The 23031-nt window shown below is 64.7% G+C and carries 14 protein-coding genes; 9 read left to right on the top strand and 5 right to left on the bottom strand.

The window, feature by feature from the left end:
- Positions 1-104: 104 nt before the first annotated feature.
- The gene (locus D6Z43_RS07745) at positions 105-1472 is read right to left on the bottom strand and encodes a substrate-binding domain-containing protein (protein WP_120651390.1); all 1368 of its coding nucleotides are present in this window, start codon (positions 1470-1472) and stop codon (positions 105-107) included.
- Positions 1473-1747: 275 nt separating this feature from the next.
- Here D6Z43_RS07745 and D6Z43_RS07740 point away from each other — a divergent pair, with 275 nt between their 5' ends.
- On the top strand, positions 1748-2077 hold the full coding sequence (locus tag D6Z43_RS07740; RefSeq protein WP_120651389.1) for a DUF1508 domain-containing protein: 330 nt from the start codon (positions 1748-1750) through the stop codon (positions 2075-2077).
- Positions 2078-2171: 94 nt separating this feature from the next.
- Here the strand turns inward: D6Z43_RS07740 and xthA are convergent, their stop codons facing one another.
- Entirely contained in the window at positions 2172-2984 is an 813-nt protein-coding gene (xthA, locus tag D6Z43_RS07735; RefSeq protein WP_120651388.1) for an exodeoxyribonuclease III, read from the bottom strand.
- A 134-nt stretch (positions 2985-3118) separates the two neighbouring features.
- Between xthA and D6Z43_RS07730 the strand changes: the two genes are divergently transcribed.
- From D6Z43_RS07730 to tpx, 4 genes are all read left to right on the top strand, one after another.
- A complete protein-coding gene (locus D6Z43_RS07730; RefSeq protein WP_120651387.1) occupies positions 3119-3772 on the top strand; it encodes an N-acetyltransferase in 654 nt (217 codons plus the stop codon).
- 49 nt (positions 3773-3821) lie between these two features.
- Positions 3822-5552, top strand: coding sequence for an autotransporter assembly complex family protein (locus D6Z43_RS07725; protein ID WP_120651386.1), 1731 nt, complete (start codon positions 3822-3824; stop codon positions 5550-5552).
- Complete coding sequence (locus D6Z43_RS07720) at positions 5549-9196, top strand: translocation/assembly module TamB domain-containing protein (RefSeq protein ID WP_120651385.1); 3648 nt, start codon at positions 5549-5551, stop codon at positions 9194-9196. The genes D6Z43_RS07725 and D6Z43_RS07720 overlap by 4 nt, the downstream gene beginning before the upstream one ends.
- Before the next feature lie 247 nt (positions 9197-9443).
- The gene (tpx, locus tag D6Z43_RS07715; protein WP_120651384.1) at positions 9444-9941 is read left to right on the top strand and encodes a thiol peroxidase; all 498 of its coding nucleotides are present in this window, start codon (positions 9444-9446) and stop codon (positions 9939-9941) included.
- A gap of 120 nt (positions 9942-10061) precedes the next feature.
- Here the strand turns inward: tpx and D6Z43_RS07710 are convergent, their stop codons facing one another.
- Both D6Z43_RS07710 and D6Z43_RS07705 read right to left on the bottom strand, forming a co-directional pair.
- A complete protein-coding gene (locus D6Z43_RS07710; protein ID WP_120651383.1) occupies positions 10062-11390 on the bottom strand; it encodes a TldD/PmbA family protein in 1329 nt (442 codons plus the stop codon).
- Positions 11390-12823, bottom strand: coding sequence for a TldD/PmbA family protein (locus D6Z43_RS07705; protein ID WP_120651382.1), 1434 nt, complete (start codon positions 12821-12823; stop codon positions 11390-11392). Before D6Z43_RS07705 ends, D6Z43_RS07710 begins: the two co-directional genes overlap by 1 nt.
- Before the next feature lie 169 nt (positions 12824-12992).
- On the opposite strand from D6Z43_RS07705, the gene D6Z43_RS07700 reads away from it, so the two are divergent.
- The 4 genes from D6Z43_RS07700 to D6Z43_RS07685 all read left to right on the top strand — a co-directional run bounded on the left by D6Z43_RS07700 (position 12993) and on the right by D6Z43_RS07685 (position 22027).
- A complete protein-coding gene (locus D6Z43_RS07700; protein WP_120651381.1) occupies positions 12993-14261 on the top strand; it encodes an MdtA/MuxA family multidrug efflux RND transporter periplasmic adaptor subunit in 1269 nt (422 codons plus the stop codon).
- Positions 14258-17350 (top strand): MdtB/MuxB family multidrug efflux RND transporter permease subunit, encoded by a 3093-nt coding sequence (locus tag D6Z43_RS07695; protein WP_120651380.1) that lies wholly within the window; start codon positions 14258-14260, stop codon positions 17348-17350. Before D6Z43_RS07700 ends, D6Z43_RS07695 begins: the two co-directional genes overlap by 4 nt.
- 73 nt (positions 17351-17423) lie before the next feature.
- Positions 17424-20531, top strand: coding sequence for a multidrug efflux RND transporter permease subunit (locus tag D6Z43_RS07690; protein WP_120651379.1), 3108 nt, complete (start codon positions 17424-17426; stop codon positions 20529-20531).
- Positions 20528-22027: an efflux transporter outer membrane subunit gene (locus D6Z43_RS07685; protein ID WP_120651378.1), complete on the top strand. Its 1500-nt coding sequence runs from the start codon at positions 20528-20530 to the stop codon at positions 22025-22027. Before D6Z43_RS07690 ends, D6Z43_RS07685 begins: the two co-directional genes overlap by 4 nt.
- Before the next feature lie 59 nt (positions 22028-22086).
- On the opposite strand, the gene D6Z43_RS07680 is transcribed toward D6Z43_RS07685, so the two are convergent.
- A complete protein-coding gene (locus D6Z43_RS07680) occupies positions 22087-22956 on the bottom strand; it encodes a LysR substrate-binding domain-containing protein (RefSeq protein ID WP_120651377.1) in 870 nt (289 codons plus the stop codon).
- Positions 22957-23031: the final 75 nt, after the last annotated feature.

Raw genomic sequence — 23031 nt, 5'->3', positions numbered from 1 at the left:
TTGGGAGAGGGGGCTCGGATTTCCTGCAGGAGCGAGCTTGCTCGCGAAAGATCGCGCTAGGACTGTTCGCGCGCAAGCTCGCTCCTACGATCCTTCTGCCTCGGTCAATACACCCAGACTTCCACTCGACGGTTGCGAATCCGTCCCTCTTCGGCCGTGTTGGCCGCCACCGGCAGTTCGTCGCCAAGCCCAGTCACATCCTTCAGGACGACGCCGCCCTTGACCAGTTCGCGGCGAACGGCCATGGCTCGCAGCTTGGACAGCAGCTCAGCCCGTTGCGGGTCGGCCTTGGGATCGCCGAAGCCTACCAGTACGACTTTCTGCTCCAGTTTGCTGGTCTGCTTCAGGTAGTCCAGCACGCGTTGCACATCGCGCTGGGCCTTGTTGTCGAGGTTGGCGCTGCCTTCCTGGAAGCGGAAATTCACCGATAGCCGCTGGGCGTTGCTGGCCAGTTCGCGGTAGTTCTCCGGCATGTCCTTTTGGGCCTGGACCTTGATTGCCTGGACCTGTTGGGCGACGAAGCCACTCTGGTCGACGATCGCCTGGCCGCGAGCGCTCTGGGCGAAGTGCACCAGCGACTTGGCCCAGCGGTTCTGTTCGCCTGGCCTCATATAAAGGAACAGGCGACGCGACAGCGGATAGTCTTCGGTGGCGATCAGCTCGGCGCTGGGGGGCATCGCCTGGGAATCACCGTCGGCGATGGCCAGGGCGCGGGCCTGGTTGATCGAGGCGAGGCCGACGAAGCCGATACCTTGCGGATCGGTGCTGACGGCGGCGGAAAGCTTGTCATTGGATTCGAAGCGCTGGGCCGTGTTGGCCAGCGTCTTGCCCTGGCGGGCCAGCACCAGTTCCTTGAAGGTGTCGTAGGTGCCCGACTGGTCATCGCGGGCATAAAGATGGATGGCGCCACCCTTGCCGCCGAGCTCTTCCCAGGTTTTCACCTCGCCGGCGAATACCGCGGCCAGTTGGGCGGTGGTCAGGGCGCGCAGCGGATTGCCCGGATGCAGGATGATGGCGAGGCCGTCGATGGCGATCACTTGCTCGGCGTACTGGCTGCGCAGGTCGCCGAAAGTGGACAGTTCCTGGGCCTCGGCATCCTTGATAGGGCGTGAAGAGGCGGCGAGGTCGGCGCTGCTGTCCTTGAGTGCGACGAAACCGGTGGACGAGCCATGGGCGGCCAGCTCCACCTGGATCTCCTTGCCCTGGGCATCATGAGCCACGATATGCACTTCGTTTTCCCGGTCGCCGGGCGTCTGGTGCACGCCGCGCAGTCCTTCCTCTTCCAGCATGCCCTTGACCAGAGCCGGGCCCAGTTTGGCACCGATCGTATTGGAGCCCTGGATGCGCAGGACGGTCTCGGGCTGGGCGGCGAACACCGACCAGGGGAAGGCATAGCAGATGAAACCGAGCAGCAACATGCTGAGGGCACGGCCCCACATGTCCTTGTCGCTGGCGGTCATGGCGCGCGGCATGGGCAGACACCTTGTACATAGGGAGTGAAAGGAGCCGCGAGATTAAGTCAGCCGGGTGACGGAGATATGACAAGGCGCTCTGCCTTGGGCCTTTTCCAACCTTGAGGCTCTTTCGCCTCGACTGCCCAGGGGTATTCCTACAACGCTATAAGTCCGTTCCTGCAACCCGGAAATCTGCCAGGGGGTAGGGTATCCCGCTGCCCGAAACGCCCCGTGAGAGGTGCTTCGAGTTGGCGCATTAAGCGCATCCCTTACTTGTTCAAGGAGTGTTTGAGATGAGTGGTTGGTTCGAGCTGCGAAAGAACACTGGTGGCACCTGGCGCCTGCGTTTGAAGGCGGCCGACGCGCAAACCCTTGTGGATACCGGCATCCATGAAGACCGTGGCACTGCAGAGGAGGCCATGGCCCGTTTTCGCGAGAATTGCGTGCATGAGGAGCGCTTCGTACGGCGCATCGATTCCAGCGGCAAGAACTACTTCAAGCTGCGCGCAGCCAACAAGGAGGTGATCGTCCGGAGCCACCTCTATGATTCGGAGCATGCCCTGCAACGGGCCATCGAAATCATCATGCGGGTAGGTGCGACCCGGATGGTGAAAGAGGCCTGAGCAAACAGGCGCTGAAAGAAGAAAGGCCCATCATCGATGGGCCTTTTTCGTGTGCGGGCTCAAGGCCGGCGCCCTGCGGCGACAGCCTGCGGGGTCAGGCCAGTTCCAGCCAGATGGGCGCATGATCCGACGGTTTTTCCATGCCGCGCAGGTCGTAGTCGATGCCGGCGTCCTTGATGCGTGCCTGCAGCGGGCTGGTGGCGAGAATCACGTCGATACGCAGGCCGCGCTTGGGTTCATCTTCGAATCCGCGGCTGCGGTAGTCGAACCAGCTGAAGCGGTCATTCACCTCGGGGTTGAGGTGGCGGAAGCTGTCCACCAGGCCCCAGTTCTTCAGGCGCGCGAGCCATTCGCGCTCTTCCGGCAGGAAGCTGCATTTGCCGGTCTTCAGCCAGCGCTTGCGGTTCTCTTCGCCGATGCCGATGTCGCAGTCTTCCGGCGAGATGTTGATGTCGCCCATCACCACCAGTTGCTGGCTCGGTTGGAATTGCTGCTCCAGCAGCACTTGCAGGTCGGCGTAGAAGCGTTCCTTGGCGGGGAACTTGACCGGATGGTCGCGGCTTTCGCCCTGCGGGAAGTAGCCGTTCATTACGGTCACCGGGTTGCCATGGGCATCGGCAAAGGTGCCGTAGATGAAGCGGCGCTGGGCTTCCTCGCCGTCGTTCGGGAAGCCCTTGAACAGGGAAATCGGCTCCTGGCGGGAGAGCAGGGCGACGCCGTAGTGCCCTTTCTGGCCGTGGTAGTGCACGTGGTAGCCGAGTTGGCGGATTTCCGCTTCCGGGAACTGCTCGTCGGCGACCTTGGTTTCCTGCAGGCCGATCACGTCCGGCTGGTGCTTGGCGATCAGCGCTTCGAGCTGGTGGGGGCGTGCCCGCAGGCCATTGATATTGAAAGAAACGATCTTCATCGCGAAGGCATCCTGGCAAAAACGCGATGCTAGCCGATGGTTGGCCGCCCGGCCAGCAGGCATGGCTGGGCCCGGAATCTGGTGCTAATTTCCTTCTTGGCCCGATAGAACCCATAACAAAAGAGGTGCCGTGAATGCCCGGTTACATCCCCACCGCGCCGGTCGAGGTGCGTCTGCTGGACGGCGGTTACGCCCGCGAAGCACGTTCCCTGCTGTACCACGCCTACCGCCATGAACCTACCTTCGCCTATCTGTTCGAGGCCGAGCGTCCCGGCTACGACCAGCGGGTACGTGCCACGGTACGAGAACTGGTGCAACAGCATTTCCTTGAGGACCTGCCGGCCATCGGCCTGCTGATCGAGGAGCGCCTGGTGGGCATAGCCCTGATCGCGCCTCCACAGCGCCGCCTGGACATCACCGAAAGCTGGGGCTGGCGGCTACGCATGCTGCTCACCACCGGATTCCGCTGCACCCGCCGCTATCTCGATTACCACGACGCTGTGCTCGCCTGCCTGCCTCCGGGGCCTTATCACGTGCTGCCGTTGCTCGGCATCCATCCGGAGTTCCAGGGGCGGCATCTCGGTGAAAAGCTGCTGGAGGCCTTGCACAACTGGTGCGCCGAGGACGATGGCTCCCAGGGGGTCGTGCTGGACACCGGCAACGTCCGTTACCTGGAGTTTTACAAGCGTCAGGGGTACGAGGAGGTGGGAGAGGTCGCCTTGGGTCCGGTGGTCGAGCATGTCTTCTTCCACCCCAATCCGCGGCCGGTGATGCGGGCTAGCGGCTGATTCGCATTTCCGACAGAAAGGGCGAAATGCCGTGGTAGGATTTCGCCCCATGAATTTCTGCCAAGGATTGCGCGGGCCGCTGCTGTTGGTCCTGCTCTGCACAAGCACTCTGGCGCTGGCCAAGGCCAGGCTGGACGTGAAAGTCGAACCTGCCAATGCGCCGTTGAAGGCCAATATCGAGGCCTATATCGGCGCCCTTGGCGACCGCAAGGAAGAAGACCTGCGACGTTTCCGGCGTTCAGCCGAGGACCAGGCGCGCCAGGCCGCTCAGGCGCTCGGCTATTACCAGGCCGAGATCGACAGCCGCGTCGAAGGTGGCAAGGACCCCGCCCTGCACCTGCTGGTGGTTCCCGGTGAGCCGGTGCGGCTGCGCAACGTAGTGGTGCGGATCGAGGGCGAGGCCGGCGCGCTGAAGGCGTTTCGCGTTCCCGATAGCAAGGCGCTGAAAACCGGTGCGCAACTCAACCACGGCGCCTACGAGGACGCCAAGAAACTGATCCAGAATCAGGGACTGCGCTACGGCTTCTTCGACGGACGCTTCAAGCGTCAGCGACTGGATATCGACCCGCGCGCCGGGGTGGCGGATATCGAGCTCATCTATGACAGCGGTCCGCGCTACAGCCTGGGTGCTGTCAGTTTCGATGGCGATACTCCATTCGATCCCGATCTGCTGGCACGTCTGGTGCCATTTCCAGCCAACACGCCCTACGACTCCGACCAGGTCGCCAAGCTCAGTCAACATCTGCAGGCCAGCGGCTACTTTGACGAGGTCCGGGTGGATGCCAGCCCGGTGAAGGGCGCCGGCCAGGTGATTCCCGTGAAGGTGAAACTGGCGACGGTGAAGCCGCGTACCGTTGGCCTGGGCATCGGTTTTTCCACCGACGTGGGCCCGCGTGCCCGTGCCAACTGGACTCGCCACTGGATCAACCGGCAGGGCCACCGCCTGGGCGCCGAGACCGAAGTGTCGCCGGTACGACAGAGCGTCGGCACCTGGTACGAGATTCCCCTGGACCCGCCGCTCACTGACACGCTGCGCTTCTCTACCGGCCTGCAACGGGAAAACCTGGTGGACGTGGACAGTCGGCGCTTCACCATCGGGGGCCAGTGGCAGTCCAAGCTGCCCAGCGACTGGCAACGGGTGGTCTCGCTGCGCTGGGAGCAGGAAACCTTCGACTTCGGCGATGGCAGCGACGACGGGCGCAGCAGCTTCCTCATTCCCGGTATCAGCTACGGCGTAACCCGCGGTGACAACAAGCTCGACCCCAATCGTGGCTATTCGCTGCAGTTCGACGTGCGTGGCGCCAAGGAGGGCATCCTCTCAGACACCGACTTCACCTATGCCAGCGCCATGGCCAAGGGGCTCTACACCTTGCCCGGTGGCCATCGCGTGCTGGGCCGGGTGCAGGCGGGCGGCATCGCCACCACTGATTTCGACGCCATCCCGCCGTCCCTGCGCTTCTTCGCCGGTGGCGACCAGAGCGTGCGCGGCTATGACTACCAGACCCTTTCGCCGGAAGACAGCAGCGGCAACAAGGTTGGCGGCCGCTACCTGCTGGTGGGCAGCGCCGAGTACCAGTATCCGGTCGCCGAGAAGTGGCGTCTGGCGGGTTTCGTCGACCGTGGCAATGCCATGGATTCCCTCAATGCGGCGATGAAGACCGGCGCCGGCATTGGCGTGCGCTGGGTTTCTCCGGTGGGGCCCATTCGCCTGGACGTGGCCAAGGCCCTGGATGATCCAGGCGGCTTCCGTATCCACTTTTCCATGGGGCCCGAGCTGTGAGGCGCAGTGTGAAGTACGGCCTTGCGGGGCTGGCCGCTGTTCTTGCGGCGGCGGTGGCGATTCCGGCAGCACTGCTGTTCACCGAAGCCGGTGGCCGCTGGGCCCTGGGCCAACTGCCGGGACTGGAAGTGGACGACTACAGAGGCACCCTGGGTGGCCGCTGGAGTGCCACCCGAATGTCGTGGCAGCAGGATGGCACCGTCCTGAAACTGGAAGCGCCAATGCTGGACTGGAATCCCGCCTGTCTGCTGCGTCGCACCCTCTGCATCAACGAGCTGTCCAGCGACAGCATTCACCTCGATCTGCCTCCCACCCGGGATGTAGAAAGCGGCGGCCCCATCAGTCTGCCGGCGCTGCGTTTACCGTTGGCGCTGGAAGTCAGGCAAGCGCGAATTGGCCGCTTTCTGCTCGACGGCAATGACCAGCTGCAGCAGCTGGAGCTGGTTGCGCGATGGCAAGCGGATGGCGTGAACCTCGAACGTCTCAAGCTGCGCCGCGATGATCTGGCCCTGGATCTCCACGGCAGGCTGCACCCCGAAGGTAATTGGCCCCTGGCCCTGCAGGGCAGCCTGCAGCTACCCGCGCCGGGAGAGGGACCGTGGACGCTGATGCTGAAGGCGGACGGCGAGCTGCAGTCAGCGATCCGGCTCCAGGCCGATAGCAGTGGCTACCTCAACGGCCGCCTCGACGGCGAGCTGCGCCCCCTGGCGGAGAACCTGCCGGCCAGCGCCACCCTGCGGGCCGATGGTTTCAAGGCCAGCACAGAGCTGCCGGATACCCTGACCCTCAACCAGGTGGTCCTGGACGCCAAGGGCGATCTCCAGGCGGGTTACGCCGTGCAGGGCAAGGCCAGCCTCCCGGGTGAAGGTGGCGCCGTAGCGCTGGACTTGGCTGGGCGAGTCGATGCCAACGGCGCGGACATCCAGCAGCTACTGCTCACTGGTGATGCCCAGCAGACCCTGGCGCTGCAGGGGCGGGTCGACTGGCAGCAGGAGCTGGCCATCGACAGCCGCCTGCAATGGCGTGATTTCCCCTGGCAACGGCTGTTCCCCCAGGAGCAACCTCCGCCAGTGGAGCTGCATCAGCTCGATGCCGAGGCGCGCTATGCCGCGTCGCGCTATGAGGGCAGGTTCGAAGCCAGCCTCAAGGGGCCGGCGGGCGACTTCAGCATTGGCAGTCCGGTGGTTGGAGACCTCGCCAGCGTCAACCTGCCCGACCTGCTGCTTAAAGCCGGGCGGGGGCGGGCGCAGGGCCAGGTGAAAGTTGATTTCGCCAACGGCGTAGGCTGGGACAGCCAACTGGCCCTGAGCGAGCTGGACCCTTCCTACTGGCTGGCCGAACTGCCCGGCAAACTGGCTGGCAAGCTGCAATCAAGGGGGGCTTGGCGCGACCAGCGACTGGAGCTGAATGCCGACCTCGACCTCAATGGCCAGCTGCGCGGCCAGCCGGCTGTGCTTCAGGCCAAAGCCGAAGGTGCCGGCGAGCGCTGGCTGCTCAATGCACTGCAGGCGCGCCTGGGTGACAACCGGATCGAGGGGCGAGGGCAGTTGGACCAGAAGCTCAGCGGCCATCTCGACCTAGCCCTGAATCGTCTTGGGCAGCTCTGGCCGAAACTCTTCGGCAAGGTCCAGGGGCGCCTCGACCTCGCTGGCACGCTGAAAGCGCCGCAGGGCAAGCTGGCACTGACCGGTGAACGGATGGGGCAGGGCGACAACCGCCTCGACAAGCTGAAGCTGGATGCCCAGCTCGACGCCGCCCAACGTGGCCGCGTGCAGTTGCAGGTGGATGGCCTCGCTTCCGGTGACAACGAGTTCGGCACGCTCACGGCTGACGGTTCTGGCGACCGGATACGCCAGCAACTCGAAATGAACCTCAAGGGGCCGATGCTCGATCTGCTGTTGGCCCTGGATGGCAAGCTGGACGGCGGCAACTGGCGCGGTCGCCTTGCCCGGGGGGAAGTCCAGGCCGGTGGCCAGGACTGGCGCCTGGAAGCCCCTGCGCGACTGGAGCGACTGGCCGACGGCAAGCTGAACTTCGGCGCCCATTGCTGGCGCTCGGGCCCGGCGAGCCTCTGCGGCGGGGAACAGCGCCTGATGCCTGAGCCAAAGCTGGATTACCGCCTGCGCGACTTCCCCCTGGCCAGCCTCGCGCGCTGGTTACCAGAGGACTTCGCCTGGCAGGGCCAACTCAACGGCGACCTCAAGCTCGACCTGCCCGCCAGCGGCCCGAACGGCCAGATCACCCTGGACGCCGGGAGCGGCGTGCTGCGCCTGAAGGAAGAAGATCGCTGGGTCGATTTCCCCTACCAGCGCCTGCTGCTCGATAGCACCCTGCGTCCACAGCGAATCGACAACCAGCTGAGCTTCCAGGGTCAAGGCCTTGGCGAATTGCAGCTGGATGCGCGAATCGATCCGCGTCCTGCGAACAAACCGCTGTCCGGACAGTTCCGCCTGGACGGACTGGACCTTGCGGTGCTGCGTCCCTTCGTACCCAAGGTGGAAAGCCTTGAAGGCCGCCTTGAAGGTGCCGGCAGCCTGAGCGGTACCCTGCAGGCTCCCTATGTCCTGGGCAACTTGCGACTGGCGGATGGTCGAATCGGTGGTGGCGACCTGCCCATGAGCTTCGAGAACCTGGGCCTGGACGCACGAATCGCCGGCGAGAACATGGAACTGAGCGGGCAATGGCGCAGTGGCGAGCAAGGCCAGGGCAGCCTGTCCGGCAGTCTCGCCTGGGCTCAGGGTCTGGACCTCGATCTCGCGTTGCGTGGCACTCGCCTGCCGCTGGTGGTGGAACCTTACGCCAACCTGGAAGTGGAGCCGGACTTGAACATCGGACTGTCCGGTGATCGCCTCTCCGTGAGTGGCAAGGTGCAGGTGCCGCGAGGCAAGATCAAAGTCCGCGAGCTGCCGCCGCAAGCGGTCAAGGTCTCCCCGGATGCCCGTGTGGTCGGCGAGCAGGAGGCAGAGCAACAGCCGCTGCAGATGGCCATGAACGTGGATGTGGAAGTCGGCCAGGACCGCCTGCAGTTTTCCGGCTTCGGCCTGACCGCAGACCTCCAGGGGCATCTCAAGGTTGGCGACAACCTCACTGGCAACGGTGAGCTGGTACTGAAGAACGGTCGTTATCGGGCGTATGGCCAGCGCCTCGACCTGCGCCGTGCGCGTCTGCTGTTCGCCGGCCCGCTGGATCAGCCCTACCTGGATGTGGAAGCCGTCCGCGTCATTGGCGACGTCACTGCAGGCGTGCGGCTGAATGGTCGTGCCGACGAACCCGCTACCGAAGTGTTCTCCAATCCGGCCATGAGCCAGGAGCAGGCGCTGTCCTATCTGATTCTCGGCCGGCCGATGAACACCAGTGAAGGTGACGGCAACGCCGTGGGCCGCGCGGCATTGGCCATGGGCCTTTCCGGGAGTGCTTCGTTGACCAGCGAACTGGCCCAGAGTCTCGGCCTCAAGGACCTTCAACTCGATGATGATGGCGCCCTGGGGCAGATTACCGATCGCCTGAGCATCCGTTACGGACTCGGGGTGGTGGACTCCACCAGCGTGGTGGCGCTGCGCTACGAGCTGACCAAGCGTCTTTACCTGGAGGCCGCCAGTGGCTTGGCGAGTTCACTGGATCTCTTCTACAAGCGGGATTTCTGAACGCGGCCCTTGAGATGGGCATCCAAGGGTGGATCACGCTTCATCGATCCACCATAGAAGCCTGAATTGGCAACCATTGATGGATGCAAAAAACGACATCCACCCTGCATTCATCCAGTAGTTGGGATGCGCTAGCATCCAGTCGAATTCTCCCGCGCCGGGCTGACTCAAAAGTCAGGACATTTTCCCTGACCCGTGATTAACTCAGCGCTTTACTACAACACCACCTGAAACAAGGACCCATGCAATGGCTCAAGTAACCCTCAAGGGCAATCCGATCAACGTTGACGGCCAACTGCCGCAGAAAGGCCAGCAAGCCCCGGCCTTCAGTCTGGTTGGCGGCGACCTGTCCGACGTGACCCTGGCCAGCCTGAGCGGCAAGCGCAAGGTGCTCAATATCTTCCCGAGCGTTGACACTCCGACCTGCGCCACGTCCGTGCGCAAGTTCAACGTCGAGGCCAGCAAACTGGCGAACACCGTGGTGCTGTGCATCTCCGCCGACCTGCCGTTCGCCCAGAAGCGCTTCTGCGGCGCCGAAGGCCTGGAGAACGTGGTGAACCTGTCCACCATGCGCGGTGCCAGCTTCCTCAAGGACTACGGCGTCGCCATCGCCAACGGCCCGCTGGCTGGCATTGCCGCCCGTGCCGTAGTGGTTCTGGACGAGAACGACAAGGTGCTGCATAGCGAGCTGGTAGGCGAAATCGCCGACGAGCCTGACTACGCGGCTGCCATCGCTGCCCTGTAAGGCAAGATGAAATGAAGAAGGGAGGCCTATGGCCTCCCTTTTTTCTTGCGCGCTGTGGGGTTGAGGCTGATCTGTGGGAGCGAATTCATTCGCGATTGAAATCCCTCCCACAGGGCAGGGCTACAGCGTCAGTTTCAGGTTTCTGACCAGTGCTCCCGGCAGCAGTGCTGACCAGGTCTGGCGCTCGCCGTAGGTGCTGTTGGACAAGCGCAACTGTCGCTCCTGGGTCAGCTCTTCCAACTGGTCGCCGAGCAGGTTGAACAGGCTGTCATCGAAACGCATGGTGTCCACTGGCGCCTGGATCTGGCCGTCTTCCACCCAGAATGTGGCGAAGCGGGTCATGCCGGTCATGCGTGCGGCAGGCAGGTCGGACCAGTTCAGGTACCAGAGATTGCCGATGTAGAGACCGTTACCAAGGCGCTCCAGCACGTTTTCCAGGGGAAGCGTGCCAGCGCCCATCACCAGTGACTGGGTGGCTTCGTTGGCGTCGGCGCAGTTGGCCTGCAGGTCGTATTCGCGCGCGCTGCGGGGATAGACCAGTTGCCCGGTGAGCTTGCCGCCGCGCACCAGTGACACATCGCTGCGCGGGGCTCCCTCTGGGCCGAAGGCCGGGGCCAGGGCGCCGGCAACCTGTTCGTCGAGGTTGAGTAGCGGACTCAAGTGGGCGCTGCCGTCATGCAGGCGCTGCAGAGGGCTTTCCTTGTTGGCCAGGGCGCGGGCTGAAAAACCAGTCCAGGAGAGCATGCCCAACACTTCGTCCAGGGCGGCCGGGGCCAGGTAGGCGCGGTAGTCGCCGGGGTGCAGGTGACGCACTGGCTTGCCCAGATACTCCAGTTGCCGGCGGGCATTGTCGAAGCGACTGGCAAACTCATTGGCGTCCCAGCGTGCGCCGGCGTAATCGGCCTTCACCGCCTGGTGATTGGCGTGGAACAGGCTCCAGTCGAAGTTGAAGCAGTGTGCTGCGTGCCATCCGAGGGCGCCGAAGCTATTGGCGAAACCCCGGTACAACGGGCCGGCGGCGTAGATACCCACCAGGTCGAGGCCGTTGGCCGCTTCGTCGATCCCGGCCAGCACGCTGGCGCAGTCGGGAAGGGTGGCTTCGTCTACCGAACGACGATGCCAGGCGGAGCGCTCCACTTGCAGGTAAGGGTCCGGCTGCAACTGGCAGATCACCAGGCGCAGCTGCACCAGGCCTTCGGCCAGATGCTGGCGGTCGCTTTCCGGATCGCCGGATAACGCGATGGCGATCTCCGCGCTGCGATCGTCGCGGATCAGCCGCAGGCGGCCGGTGCCCTGGGTCACGTGCCCCGCCTGGCGCACCTGGGCACGGTTGAAACGAATGAACTCGGACTCCTCGCCGCTGTACCAGAGGCTGAAATCCTCGCCGGCCTGCAGGTTGGCGTTCAGGCTTTCGGCCAGGGCGGTGAAGCGGGATTCTGCGTCAGCCATCACTGGGCTCCTCCAAAGACTTCCACTTGTCTGAAGACGCATGCGGGCGAGGCATGGCCCACGCGCACCACCTGGTTCGGCTCGCCCTTGCCGCAATAGGGCGTGCCATGGACCTCGAAGGTGCTGGCATTGCCCACTGCGGCGAGGTTGCGCCAGAACTGCGCGGAAACCCCGCGATAGTTGGGGTTCTTTACCACGCCCCGGAGTTCGCCATCCTCGATCAGCCGACCCCACTCGCAGCCGAACTGGAACTTGTTACGGGCGTCATCGATGGACCAGGAGCGATTGGTGCTCATCAGGACGCCGCGCTCGATGCCGCCGATGAGCTGGGTCAGGCTCTGGTCGCCCGGCTCCAGGTTGAGATTGGCCATGCGGTCGATGGGGGCGCGATTCCAGCTGCTCGCCCGGCTGTTGGCCACGCCCGGCAGGCCGCTGCGTTGCTGGGACAGGGCGCCGCCGAGCGGGCGCAGGAGCACGCCATCCCGGATGAGCATTTCCTTGCTTGCCAGCCGGCCGTCGTCATCGTGGCTGTAACTGGCCAACTCTTCCGGGATGCCTGGATCGAAGCTGACATTCAGCAGCGGCGAGCCGTATTGATAGCGGCCGAAGTCCTCCAGGCCGATGAAACTGGTGCCGGCATAGTTGCGTTCGTCGCCGAGGATGCGGTCAAGCTCCAGCGGGTGGCCGATGGACTCGTGGATCTGCAGCATCATCTGGTCCGGCATCAGCAAGAGGTCGGTGATCCCGCTGGGGGTATTGGGCGCCAGCAGCAGTTGCAGCGCCTCGTCGGCCACGCGCTCAGCGGCGCCGACGAAACCCAGGCGCTGCAGCACTTCGGTGCCGCCTTGCTGGCCACTGCCGTAGCCGCCGAAGCTGCGAGTCTGGCTGTCACTGCCGTCGAAAGCGGTGACGCTGATGCCGGGGTAGGTGAAGCGCAGGTCCTGCCATTGCTCGGCGCCGGCACTGTTGAGGTAGAGCTGCTCATGGCGCTGGCTGTCGAGATAGAGGCTCCAGTTGACCAGGCGCGCGTCATTGGGGATTCGCGCCGATTCCTCGGCCAGCAGTTCGAAGCGTTCGGCGAGGCTGGGGAAGGGCTGCTCCAGTCCCGGTGAACGGTAGTCCGCACTTCCTCGGGGCGACTCGAGTCGGCTCTGGTCCACCAGGGCGTAGCGGGCGATCTGCCGGGCCAGCTCCTCGGCCTTGTCCAGGGCCCGTTGCAGCCCGGAGGGGCTGAGGTCGGCAGTGGCCGCATAGGCTTCCACGCCAGCGACGCGCACGCTGAGCATCGCCCCCATGTCCAGCCCCAGGGACGGCGGCTCGGCGATGCCGCGGCGCACCATGGCCTGTTCGGAACTCTGGCGGACGATGCGCAAGGAATGGACCTCGGCACCTGTCCTGAGGGCGGCAAAACGCTGCCTGAAACATTCGAACACGGAACTCTCCCTGGCCCGGTGTAATCACTTGTGGCCGCAAAAGCAGGGTAATCGCAGGTCAGTAAGGATAGTTCGCTGCGTCAGGCCTAGGTAAATAGCCGGTAAATAGACTTTGCCTTCTGCTTTCAACTGCTTATCGTTCACGCTCTCGCATACCTCGACTCGAATCATGTCCCCGATCACTGAGATTTCCCCGAACTCCCGTTCCCTCCGTAACTGGCTCGTCATTGCCGTCTCGCTGTTGGCACTGCTGGTCCTGATCTGGTGGTTCTGGCCAGAAGCCGCCTCCAAAGCCGGCCACCAGAACGGCCGAGGGGGAGCCGGGCGCCCCGGATTCGGTGCCTTCTCGGGACCGGTACCGGTGCGTGTCGCCACCATCAGCCAGGGCGACTTCCCGGTTTACCTCAAGGCTCTCGGCACCGTTACTGCGCTGAACACCGTGAACGTGCGCGGTCGTGTCGATGGTGAACTGGTCAAGCTGCAGTTCGAGGAAGGTCAACAGGTCAAGGCTGGCGACCTGCTGGCGGTGATCGACCCGCGTCCCTACCAGGTCGCCCTGCAACAGGCCGAAGGCACCCTGGCGCAAAACCGCGCGCAACTGAAGAACGCCGAAATCGACCTGGGCCGCTACAAGGGCCTCTATGCCGAGGACAGCATCGCCAAGCAGACCCTGGACACCCAGGAAGCGCTGGTGGCGCAGTACCGCGGGACCATCAAGACCGACGAGGCGGCCGTGGCTTCAGCCAGGCTGAACCTCGGTTTCACCCAGGTGCGCGCGCCCATTTCCGGTCGCCTCGGCCTGCGCCAGGTGGACCTCGGCAACCTGGTCAGCAGCGGCGACACCACGCCGCTGGTGGTCATCACCCAGACCAAGCCCATCAGCGTCGCCTTCACCCTCCCCGAGGGCCAGTTGCCGCAGGTGGTCAGCCGCTTCCGTGCCGGCCAGCCCCTGGTGGTCGAGGCGTGGGACCGTGGCGACAAGGTCAAGCAGGCCGAAGGCGTGCTGCAGAGCCTGGACAACCAGATCGACACCACCACCGGCACCCTGAAACTCAAGGCGCGTTTCGCCAACGAAGACGAAATCCTCTTCCCCAACCAGTTCGTCAATGTCCGCCTGCGCGCCGAGTTGCTGACGCAGGCGGTGCTGATTCCTTCGGCTGCCGTGCAGTTCGGCAGCCAGGGCACCTTCGCCTACGTGATGGATGGCGACAAGAAGGTCAAGGTCCGCAAGCTGGAAACCGGTCCGGACGACGGCGAGCGCACGGTGGTCAAGAGCGGTCTGCAGCCAGGCGAGCGCGTCGTGCTGGAAGGTACCGACCGCCTGCGCGACGGCAGCGACGTGGAAGTGGTGCATGACGCCGACGAGGTTCCAGTGCAGCCCACCGAGCAACTGCAGGGCGCCAAACCTGAAGGCCAGGACGCGAAAGGCGGCGTATGAACCTCTCTCGCCTGTTCATCCTGCGGCCGGTCGCCACCACTCTGAGCATGCTGGCGATCCTCCTCGCCGGCCTGATCGCCTACCGACTGTTGCCGGTTTCCGCGCTGCCCGAGGTGGATTATCCGACCATCCGCGTCCTCACCCTCTATCCGGGCGCCAGCCCGGACGTGATGACCAGCGCCGTTACCGCGCCGCTGGAGCGCCAGTTCGGGCAGATGCCAGGGCTGACCCAGATGTCTTCCACCAGTTCCGGCGGTGCCTCGGTCATCACCCTGCGCTTCAGCCTGGAAATAAATCTGGACGTGGCCGAGCAGGAGGTGCAGGCGGCCATCAACGCGGCCACCAACCTGCTACCCAACGACTTGCCGGCGCCGCCGGTCTACAACAAGGTCAATCCGGCCGATACCCCGGTGCTGACCCTGGCCATCAGCTCGAAGACCATGCCGCTGCCCAGGCTGCATAACCTGGTGGACACCCGCATGGCGCAGAAACTGGCGCAGATCAGCGGCGTGGGCATGGTCAGCATCGCCGGCGGCCAGCGCCAGGCGGTGCGCATTCGCGTCAATCCCGAAGCCCTGGCGGCCAATGGCCTGAACCTGTCCGACGTGCGCAGCCTGGTGAGCGCGTCCAACGTCAACCAGCCCAAGGGCAACTTCGACGGCCCGACCCGCGTTTCCATGCTGGACGCCAATGACCAGCTCAAGTCCGCCGAGGAATACGCCAACCTCATCCTCGCCTACAACAACGGCGCCGCCCTGCGACTGAAGGATGTCGCCAGTATCGTCGACGGTGCTGAGAACGAGCGCCTCGCCGCCTGGGCCAACCAGAACGAGGCGGTGCTGCTGAACATCCAGCGCCAGCCCGGCGCCAACGTGATCGAGGTGGTGGACCGCATCCAGGCCCTGATGCCGTCGATCACCGCCAACCTGCCGGCGGGCATCGATGTCGTGGTCCTCACCGACCGCACCCAGACCATCCGCGCGGCCATCACCGATGTGCAGCATGAGCTATTCCTCGCCATCGCCCTGGTGGTGATGGTGACCTTCCTGTTCCTGCGCCGGATGAGTGCCACCATCATCCCGTCCATCGCCGTGCCGCTGTCCCTGGTGGGCACTTTCGCGGTGATGTACCTGGCCGGCTTCTCCATCAACAACCTGACGCTGATGGCACTGACCATCGCCACCGGCTTCGTGGTGGACGACGCCATCGTCATGCTGGAAAACATCTCCCGTCACCTGGAAGAGGGGGAGACACCGCTCAATGCCGCGCTCAAGGGTGCGAAGCAGATCGGTTTCACCCTGATCTCCCTGACCTTCTCGCTGATCGCCGTATTGATCCCGTTGCTGTTCATGGCTGATGTGGTGGGCCGGCTGTTCCGCGAGTTCGCCATCACGCTGGCGGTGGCGATCCTGATCTCGCTGGTGGTCTCCCTGACCCTGACGCCCATGATGTGCGCGCGCCTGCTCAAGCGGGAGAAGAAAGAAGAGGAGGGCGGTTTCTACAAGGCCAGCGGTGATTTCATCGACGGCATGATCCAACGCTATGGCCTTGGCCTGACCTGGGTGCTCAGGCACCAGGGCCTGACCCTGCTGGTGGCCATCGGCACCCTGGTGTTGACCGTGCTGCTCTACCTCGCGGTACCCAAGGGCTTCTTCCCGGTGCAGGACACCGGCGTCATCCAGGGCATCACCGAGGCGCCGCAGTCGGTGTCCTTCCGCTCCATGAGCGAACGCCAGCAGAAGGTCGCCGCGCTGATCCTCAAGGACCCGGCGGTGGCCAGCCTGACGTCCTACATCGGCGTCGACGGCGACAACGTCACCCTTAACAGCGGCCGCATGCTGATCAACCTCAAGCCCCACGGCGACCGCGATGTGACCGCCAGCGAGGTGATCCAGCGCCTGCAGCCCGAGCTCGACAAACAGAGCGACATCCGTCTTTACCTGCAGCCGGTGCAGGACCTGACCATCGAGGACCGGGTCAGCCGCACCCAATTCCAGTTCAGCATGGAATCCCCGGACGCCGACCTGCTCAACGAGTGGACAGGCAAGCTGGTGGACGCCCTGCGTCAGCAGCCGGAGCTATCGGACGTGGCCAGTGACCTTCAGGACAAGGGCCTGCAGGTGTACCTGAACATCGACCGCGACATGGCCGGACGCCTGGGTGTGGAGATTTCCGCCATCACCGACGCCCTCTATGACGCCTTCGGCCAGCGGCAGATTTCTACCATCTTCACCCAGTCCAGCCAGTACCGCGTGGTGCTGGAATCCGCCGCCGGCGAAGTGATCGGCCCGCAGGCGCTGCAGCAGATTCACGTCGTCACCAGTGCCGGCACCCAGGTGCCGCTCTCGGCACTGGCCACAGTGGAAGAGCGCCAGACGCAACTGGCGGTCAGCCATATCGGCCAGTTCCCGGCCGTGACCCTGTCCTTCAACCTGGCGCCTGGCGTCGCCCTGGGCGAAGCGGTGGCGGTGATCGAACGGGTGCAGCAGGACATCGGCATGCCCGAAGGCATCCAGACCCGCTTCCAGGGCGCGGCGGCGGCCTTCCAGGCGTCGCTGTCGAGCACGCTGCTGCTGATCCTGGCGGCGGTGGTGACCATGTACATCGTGCTGGGGGTGCTCTACGAGAGCTATATCCACCCGGTGACCATCCTCTCCACGTTGCCTTCGGCGGGCGTCGGCGCCCTGCTTGCGCTGCTGCTGACCGGCAATGACCTGGGCCTGATCGCGATCATCGGCATCATCCTGCTGATCGGCATCGTGAAGAAGAACGCCATCATGATGATCGACTTCGCCCTGGACGCGGAGCGGCACCAGGGCATGTCGCCCGAGGATGCGATCTACCAGGCGGCGCTGCTGCGCTTCCGACCGATCCTGATGACCACCCTGGCGGCCCTGTTCGGCGCCATCCCGCTGATGTTGGCTACCGGCTCCGGCGCCGAACTGCGCCAGCCACTGGGCCTGGTTATGGTGGGCGGCCTGCTGCTGTCCCAGGTGCTGACCCTGTTCACCACTCCGGTGATCTACCTGGCCTTCGACCGCCTGGCCCGTCGCTTCACCGGCCGCAGTGCGGCGGGGGTGGCGGTATGAGCCGCTTTTACTCCCCCTCCCCCTGGGAGAGGGCGGGGGTGAGGGCAGTCGTGCTCCGCGCGGAGGCTAGTCTTTGAACCTCTCCGCCCCCTTCATCCATCGCCCGGTCGCCACCATGCTGCTGAGCCTGGCGATCCTGCTGCTGGGTAGCGTCAGTTTCGGCCTGCTGCCGGTGTCGCCGCTGCCGCAGATGGACTTCCCGGTGATCACTGTGCAGGCCAGCCTGCCCGGCGCCAGTCCGGAGATCATGGCGTCCAGCGTGACCACGCCGCTGGAACGCTCCCTGGGCACTATCGCCGGCATCAATCAGATGACCAGCCGCACCAGCCAGGGCTCGACGCGGATCATCGTGCAGTTCGACCTGGACCGCGACATCAATGGCGCTGCCCGCGATGTGCAGGCGGCCATCAACGCCTCCCGCAACCTGCTGCCCAGCGGCATGCGCAGCATGCCCACCTACAAGAAGGTCAACCCGTCCCAGGCGCCGATCATGGTGCTGTCGCTGACCTCCGACGTGAAGGAGAAAGGTGAGCTCTACGACATGGCGTCCACCATCCTGGCCCAGAGCCTGTCCCAGGTTAAGGGCGTGGGTGAGGTGCAGATCGGCGGCAGCTCGCTGCCGGCCGTGCGGGTGGAGCTGGAGCCGCAACTGCTGACTCAGTACGGTATTGCCCTGGACGATGTGCGCAGCGCCATCGCCGCCGCCAACCAGCGTCGCCCCAAGGGCTCCGTGGAAGACGCCGGCCGCCACTGGCAGGTAGGTGCCAACGACCAGCTGGAGAAGGCTGCCGACTACACGCCGCTGATCCTCCGCTACCAGGACGGCGCCGCCCTGCGCCTGGGCGATGTGGCCAAGGTCCGCGATGCGGTGGAAGACCGTTACAACAGCGGCTTCTTCAACGACGACTCGGCGGTGCTGCTGGTGATCAACCGCCAGGCCGGCGCCAACATCATCGAGACCATCGAAAGCATCAAGCAGCAACTGCCCGCGCTGCAGGCGGTGTTGCCGGCCAGCGTCAAGCTGGATCTGGCCATGGACCGCTCGCCGGTGATCCGCGCCACCTTGCACGAAGCCGAGCGCACGCTGCTGATCGCCGTCGGCCTGGTGATCCTGGTCGTCTACCTGTTCCTCGGTAACCTGCGCGCCTCGCTGATTCCGGCACTGGCGGTGCCGGTGTCGCTGGTGGGCACCTTCGCGGTGATGTACCTGATGGGCTTCTCGCTCAACGTGCTGTCGCTGATGGCGCTGATCCTCGCCGCCGGCCTGGTGGTGGACGACGCCATCGTGGTGCTGGAGAACATCTCGCGGCACATCAACGACGGCATGGCGCCATTCAAGGCGGCGCTGCAGGGCACCCGCGAAGTCGGCTTCACCTTGCTGTCGATGAACCTCTCGCTGGTGGCGGTATTCGTCTCCATCCTGTTCATGGGCGGCATCATCGACCGGTTGTTCCGCGAGTTCTCGCTGACCCTGGCGGTGGCTATCCTGGTTTCGCTGCTGGTGTCCCTGACCCTGACGCCGATGCTCTGTGCGCGTTGGCTGAAACCCCATGTGCCGGACGAAGACAGCCGCCTGCAACGCTGGAGCGAGGCGCTGCATACGCGCATGGTCAATGTCTACGACCGGACCCTGGGCGTGGCCCTGCGTCATCCGCGTCTGACCCTGGCGAGCCTGTTGCTGACCATCGGCTGCAATATCGCGCTCTACGTGCTGGTGCCCAAGACCTTCCTGCCACAGCAGGACACCGGCCAGTTGATCGGCTTCATCCGTGGCGACGATGGTCTGTCCTTCACCGTGATGCAGCCGAAGATGGAAATCTTCCGCCGCGCCGTCCTCAAGGACCCGGCCGTGGAAAGCGTGGCCGGCTTCATCGGCGGCAGTGGTGGTATCAACAACGCCTTCATGATCGTGCGCCTGAAGCCCATCGCCGAGCGCAATGTGTCGGCGCAGAAGGTCATCGAACGCCTGCGCGCCAATCTACCCAAGGTGCCCGGTGGCCGGCTGATGCTGATGGCCGACCAGGACCTGCAATTCGGTGGCGGCCGCGAGCAGCGCAGTTCGCAGTACGAGTACGTGTTGCAGAGTGGCGAACTGTCCGACCTGCGCACCTGGGGGCCGAAGGTCACCGCTGCACTCAAGGCGTTGCCGGAGCTCACCGCCATCGACGCTAACGAAGGGGAGGGCGCCCAGCAGGTCACCCTGCAAGTGGACCGCGACACCGCCAAGCGACTAGGGGTCGACATGTCCATGGTCACCACCGCGCTGAACAACGCCTACAGCCAGCGGCAGATTTCCACCATCTACGACACCCTGAACCAGTACCAGGTGGTGATGGAGGTCAACCCGAAATACGCCCAGGCCCCGGAAACCCTCAAGCAGGTCCAGTTGATCACTGCCGATGGCCAGCGCGTGCCGCTGTCCAGCTTCGCCCGCTACGAGCGCAGCCTCGAAGAAGACCGCGTCAACCACGAAGGCCAGTTCGCCTCGGAGAGCATTGCCTTCGACCTGGCGCCTGGCGTCAGTCTCGACAAGGCCACCGTGGCCATCGAGAAGGCGGTGGCCGCCATCGGCCTGCCCAGCTCGGTGATCGCGCGTATGGGCGGTAGCGCCGATGCCTTCCAGAGCACCCAGCAGAACCAGCCGTGGATGATCCTCGCCGCCCTGGTGCTGGTGTACCTGGTGCTCGGCATCCTTTACGAGAGCTATGTCCACCCGCTGACCATCCTCTCGACGCTGCCGTCGGCCGGGGTGGGCGCGCTGCTGGCGATCCTGCTTACCGGTGGGGAGTTCAGCCTGATCTCGCTGCTGGGACTGTTCCTGCTGATCGGCGTGGTGAAGAAGAACGCCATCATGATGATCGACCTCGCCTTGCAGCTCGAACGCCAGGAAGGCATGGAGCCTGAAGAATCCATTCGCCAGGCCTGCCTGTTGCGACTTCGGCCGATCCTGATGACCACCATCGCCGCCATCCTCGGCGCCGTTCCGCTGCTCATCGGCGGCACGGAAGGCGCGGAAATGCGCCAGCCCCTAGGTGTCGCCATCATCGGCGGCCTGGTGCTGAGCCAGTTGCTGACTCTCTACACGACCCCTGTGGTCTACCTCTATCTCGACCGTCTGCGCCATCGCTTCAATCGCTGGCGTGGCGTGCGCACTGACGCCGCTCTGGAAACACCCCTATGAACACCGCCGCCATTTCCCTGAACCCCCTGCGCCGCGCGATAGCCCTGGCGCTCGCCGGCCTGTTGCTCGGTGGCTGTGCTATCGGCCCGGACTACAAGCGTCCGGAACAAAGCGTGCCCGTGCAATTCAAGCATGCAGAGGGCTGGTCCCTGGCCAGCCCGGCCGACCTGGACCATCGTGGCCGTTGGTGGGAGCTTTACGGCGACGCCACCCTCAACGACTTGCAGCAGCGCCTGGAAACCTCCAACCAGACCCTGGCGCAGTCCGTCGCCCAGTACCGTCAGGCGCAGGCGCTGGCCCGTGGTGCCCGTGCCTCGTTCTTCCCCTCGGTGAGCGGCAATGCTGGCAAGACCCGCTCGGGCCAGGGTGGCGGCGATAGCACCGTGCGCCTGTCCGACGGTTCAACCGTCACCAGCTCCGGTGGCGGTGGCGTGTCCAAGAGCTACGACGCCAGCCTCGGGGTGAACTGGGAGATCGACCTCTGGGGCAAGCTACGCCGCCAGTTGGAGTCCGACACTGCCAGCATGCAGGCCAGCGCTGCCGACCTGGCCGCAGCGCGCCTCAGCCTGCAATCGGAACTTGCGCAGAACTATCTGCAACTGCGCGTTCTGGATGCGCAGAAACGCTTGCTGGAAGCCACCATCGCCGGTTACCAACGCGCCCTGACGCTGACCCAGAACCAGTACAAGGCTGGCATCGTGACCCGCGCCGACGTGGCCCAGGCCACCACCCAGCTGAAGAGCACCCAGGCCCAGGCCATCGACCTCAAGTACCAGCGTGCGCAACTGGAAAACGCCATCGCCGTGCTGATCGGCGTACCGCCGGCGGAGTTCAGCCTGGCCGAAGTGGACAGCGTGCCGGCCCTGCCGAGCGTGCCCACCCTGCTGCCTTCGCAACTGCTGGAGCGTCGTCCTGACGTGGCTTCCGCCGAGCGCAACATGATGGCCGCCAACGCGCAGATCGGTGTCGCCAAGTCGGCCTACTTCCCCAGCCTCAGCCTGACCGCTGCGGGTGGTTATCGCAGCGGCAGCCTGCAGGACTGGATCACCACGCCGAACCGCTTCTGGTCCATCGGCCCGGAATTCGCCATGACCCTGTTCGATGGTGGCCTGATCCGCTCCCAGGTGGCGCAGGCCGAAGCCAGCTACGACCAGACCGTCGCGACCTACCGCCAGACTGTGCTGGACAGCTTCCGCGAGGCCGAGGACTACATGGTCCAGCTCGACGTCCTGGAAGAGGAGAGCGGGGTGCAGCAGGAGGCCCTCGATGCTGCCCGCGAGGCCCTGCGCCTGATCACCAACCAGTACCGGGCCGGTACCGTGGACTTCAACAGCGTGGTCACCAACCAGGCCACCGCACTGAGCAACGAGCGCACCGTTCTGACCCTGATGGGTACCCGCCTGACCACCAGCGTCCAGCTCATCGCGGCGCTGGGTGGCGGGTGGGATCAGGGACAGTTGGAACAGGTGGATTCGGATTCGGAAGCGACTCCCTGACGCTCCCGACACTTGGAGTGGGACACCATTGTGGGAGTGAATGATTCGCTCCCACAGGGTTACGTCTGGCCGCTCACATCCACAACCGGCACCTCACACAACACCTTCAGGCTCTCCACCAACTCATCCCCCGCACGCCCCAATCCGGTCCTCCCATACAGCGCCAGCCTCAACCCTCGGATCTCCGGCAACCCTTGCCCTTCGTCCAGCAAGCGGTGCTCCGGCCCCAGCACGCGCAGCGGCAAGAGGCTCACGCCCAGGCCAGCAGCCACTGCCGCACGCACGCTTGCCAGGCTGGCGCTGGAGTAGGCGATGCGCCAGCGCCGGCCCTGCACGTCCAGGCCATGGAGCATTTCGTTGCGGTAGAGCCCGCCAGGCGGAAACACCACCAGCGGCAGCGGTTCACGTCCGAAGACCGGTTGGCTGGCGCTGTCCACCCAGCCCAGGGGCTCCGGCCAGGACGCCAGGCTGTCACCGCCATCGCCCATACGCTTGACCAACAGCAGGTCGAACTCACCGCCCTGGTACAGCCGCAGCAGTTCCGGGCTGAGGCCGCTGGTCACCTCAAGGCGCACGCCGGGCCAGGCGGCGGAGAATTCTGCGAGCACCGGCATCAGGCGTTCAGCGGCGAAGTCCTCAGGCACCCCCAGGCGCAATACGCCGCTGCCGGGCTGGTGGCGCAGCACTTCAGCGGCTTCGTCCTGAAGGGCAAGGATGCGCCGTGCATAGCCGAGCAGCTGTTCCCCCTCGGCGGTCGCCACCACCTGGCGCTGGCTGCGGTCCAGCAGGCGGCAACCGAGGCTTTCCTCCAGCCTTCGCAACTGCTGGCTGACGGTGGATTGAGTGAGGTGCAGGCGCTCGGCGGCGCGGGTGAAGTTACCGCAGTCGGCTACGGCCACGAAGCTGCGCAGGAGGAGGGGATCGAACATTTAACTATTCCTACTGACACTGATAGGCATGGATATATTTAATTTCAGAATACCTGACCAGGTGGACATAATTTC

The sequence above is a fragment of the Pseudomonas sp. DY-1 genome (assembly GCF_003626975.1).
Lineage (GTDB): Bacteria > Pseudomonadota > Gammaproteobacteria > Pseudomonadales > Pseudomonadaceae > Metapseudomonas.
The sequence above is the reverse complement of the archived record's forward strand: the minus strand, read 5'-3'. Positions and strand labels throughout refer to the sequence as shown.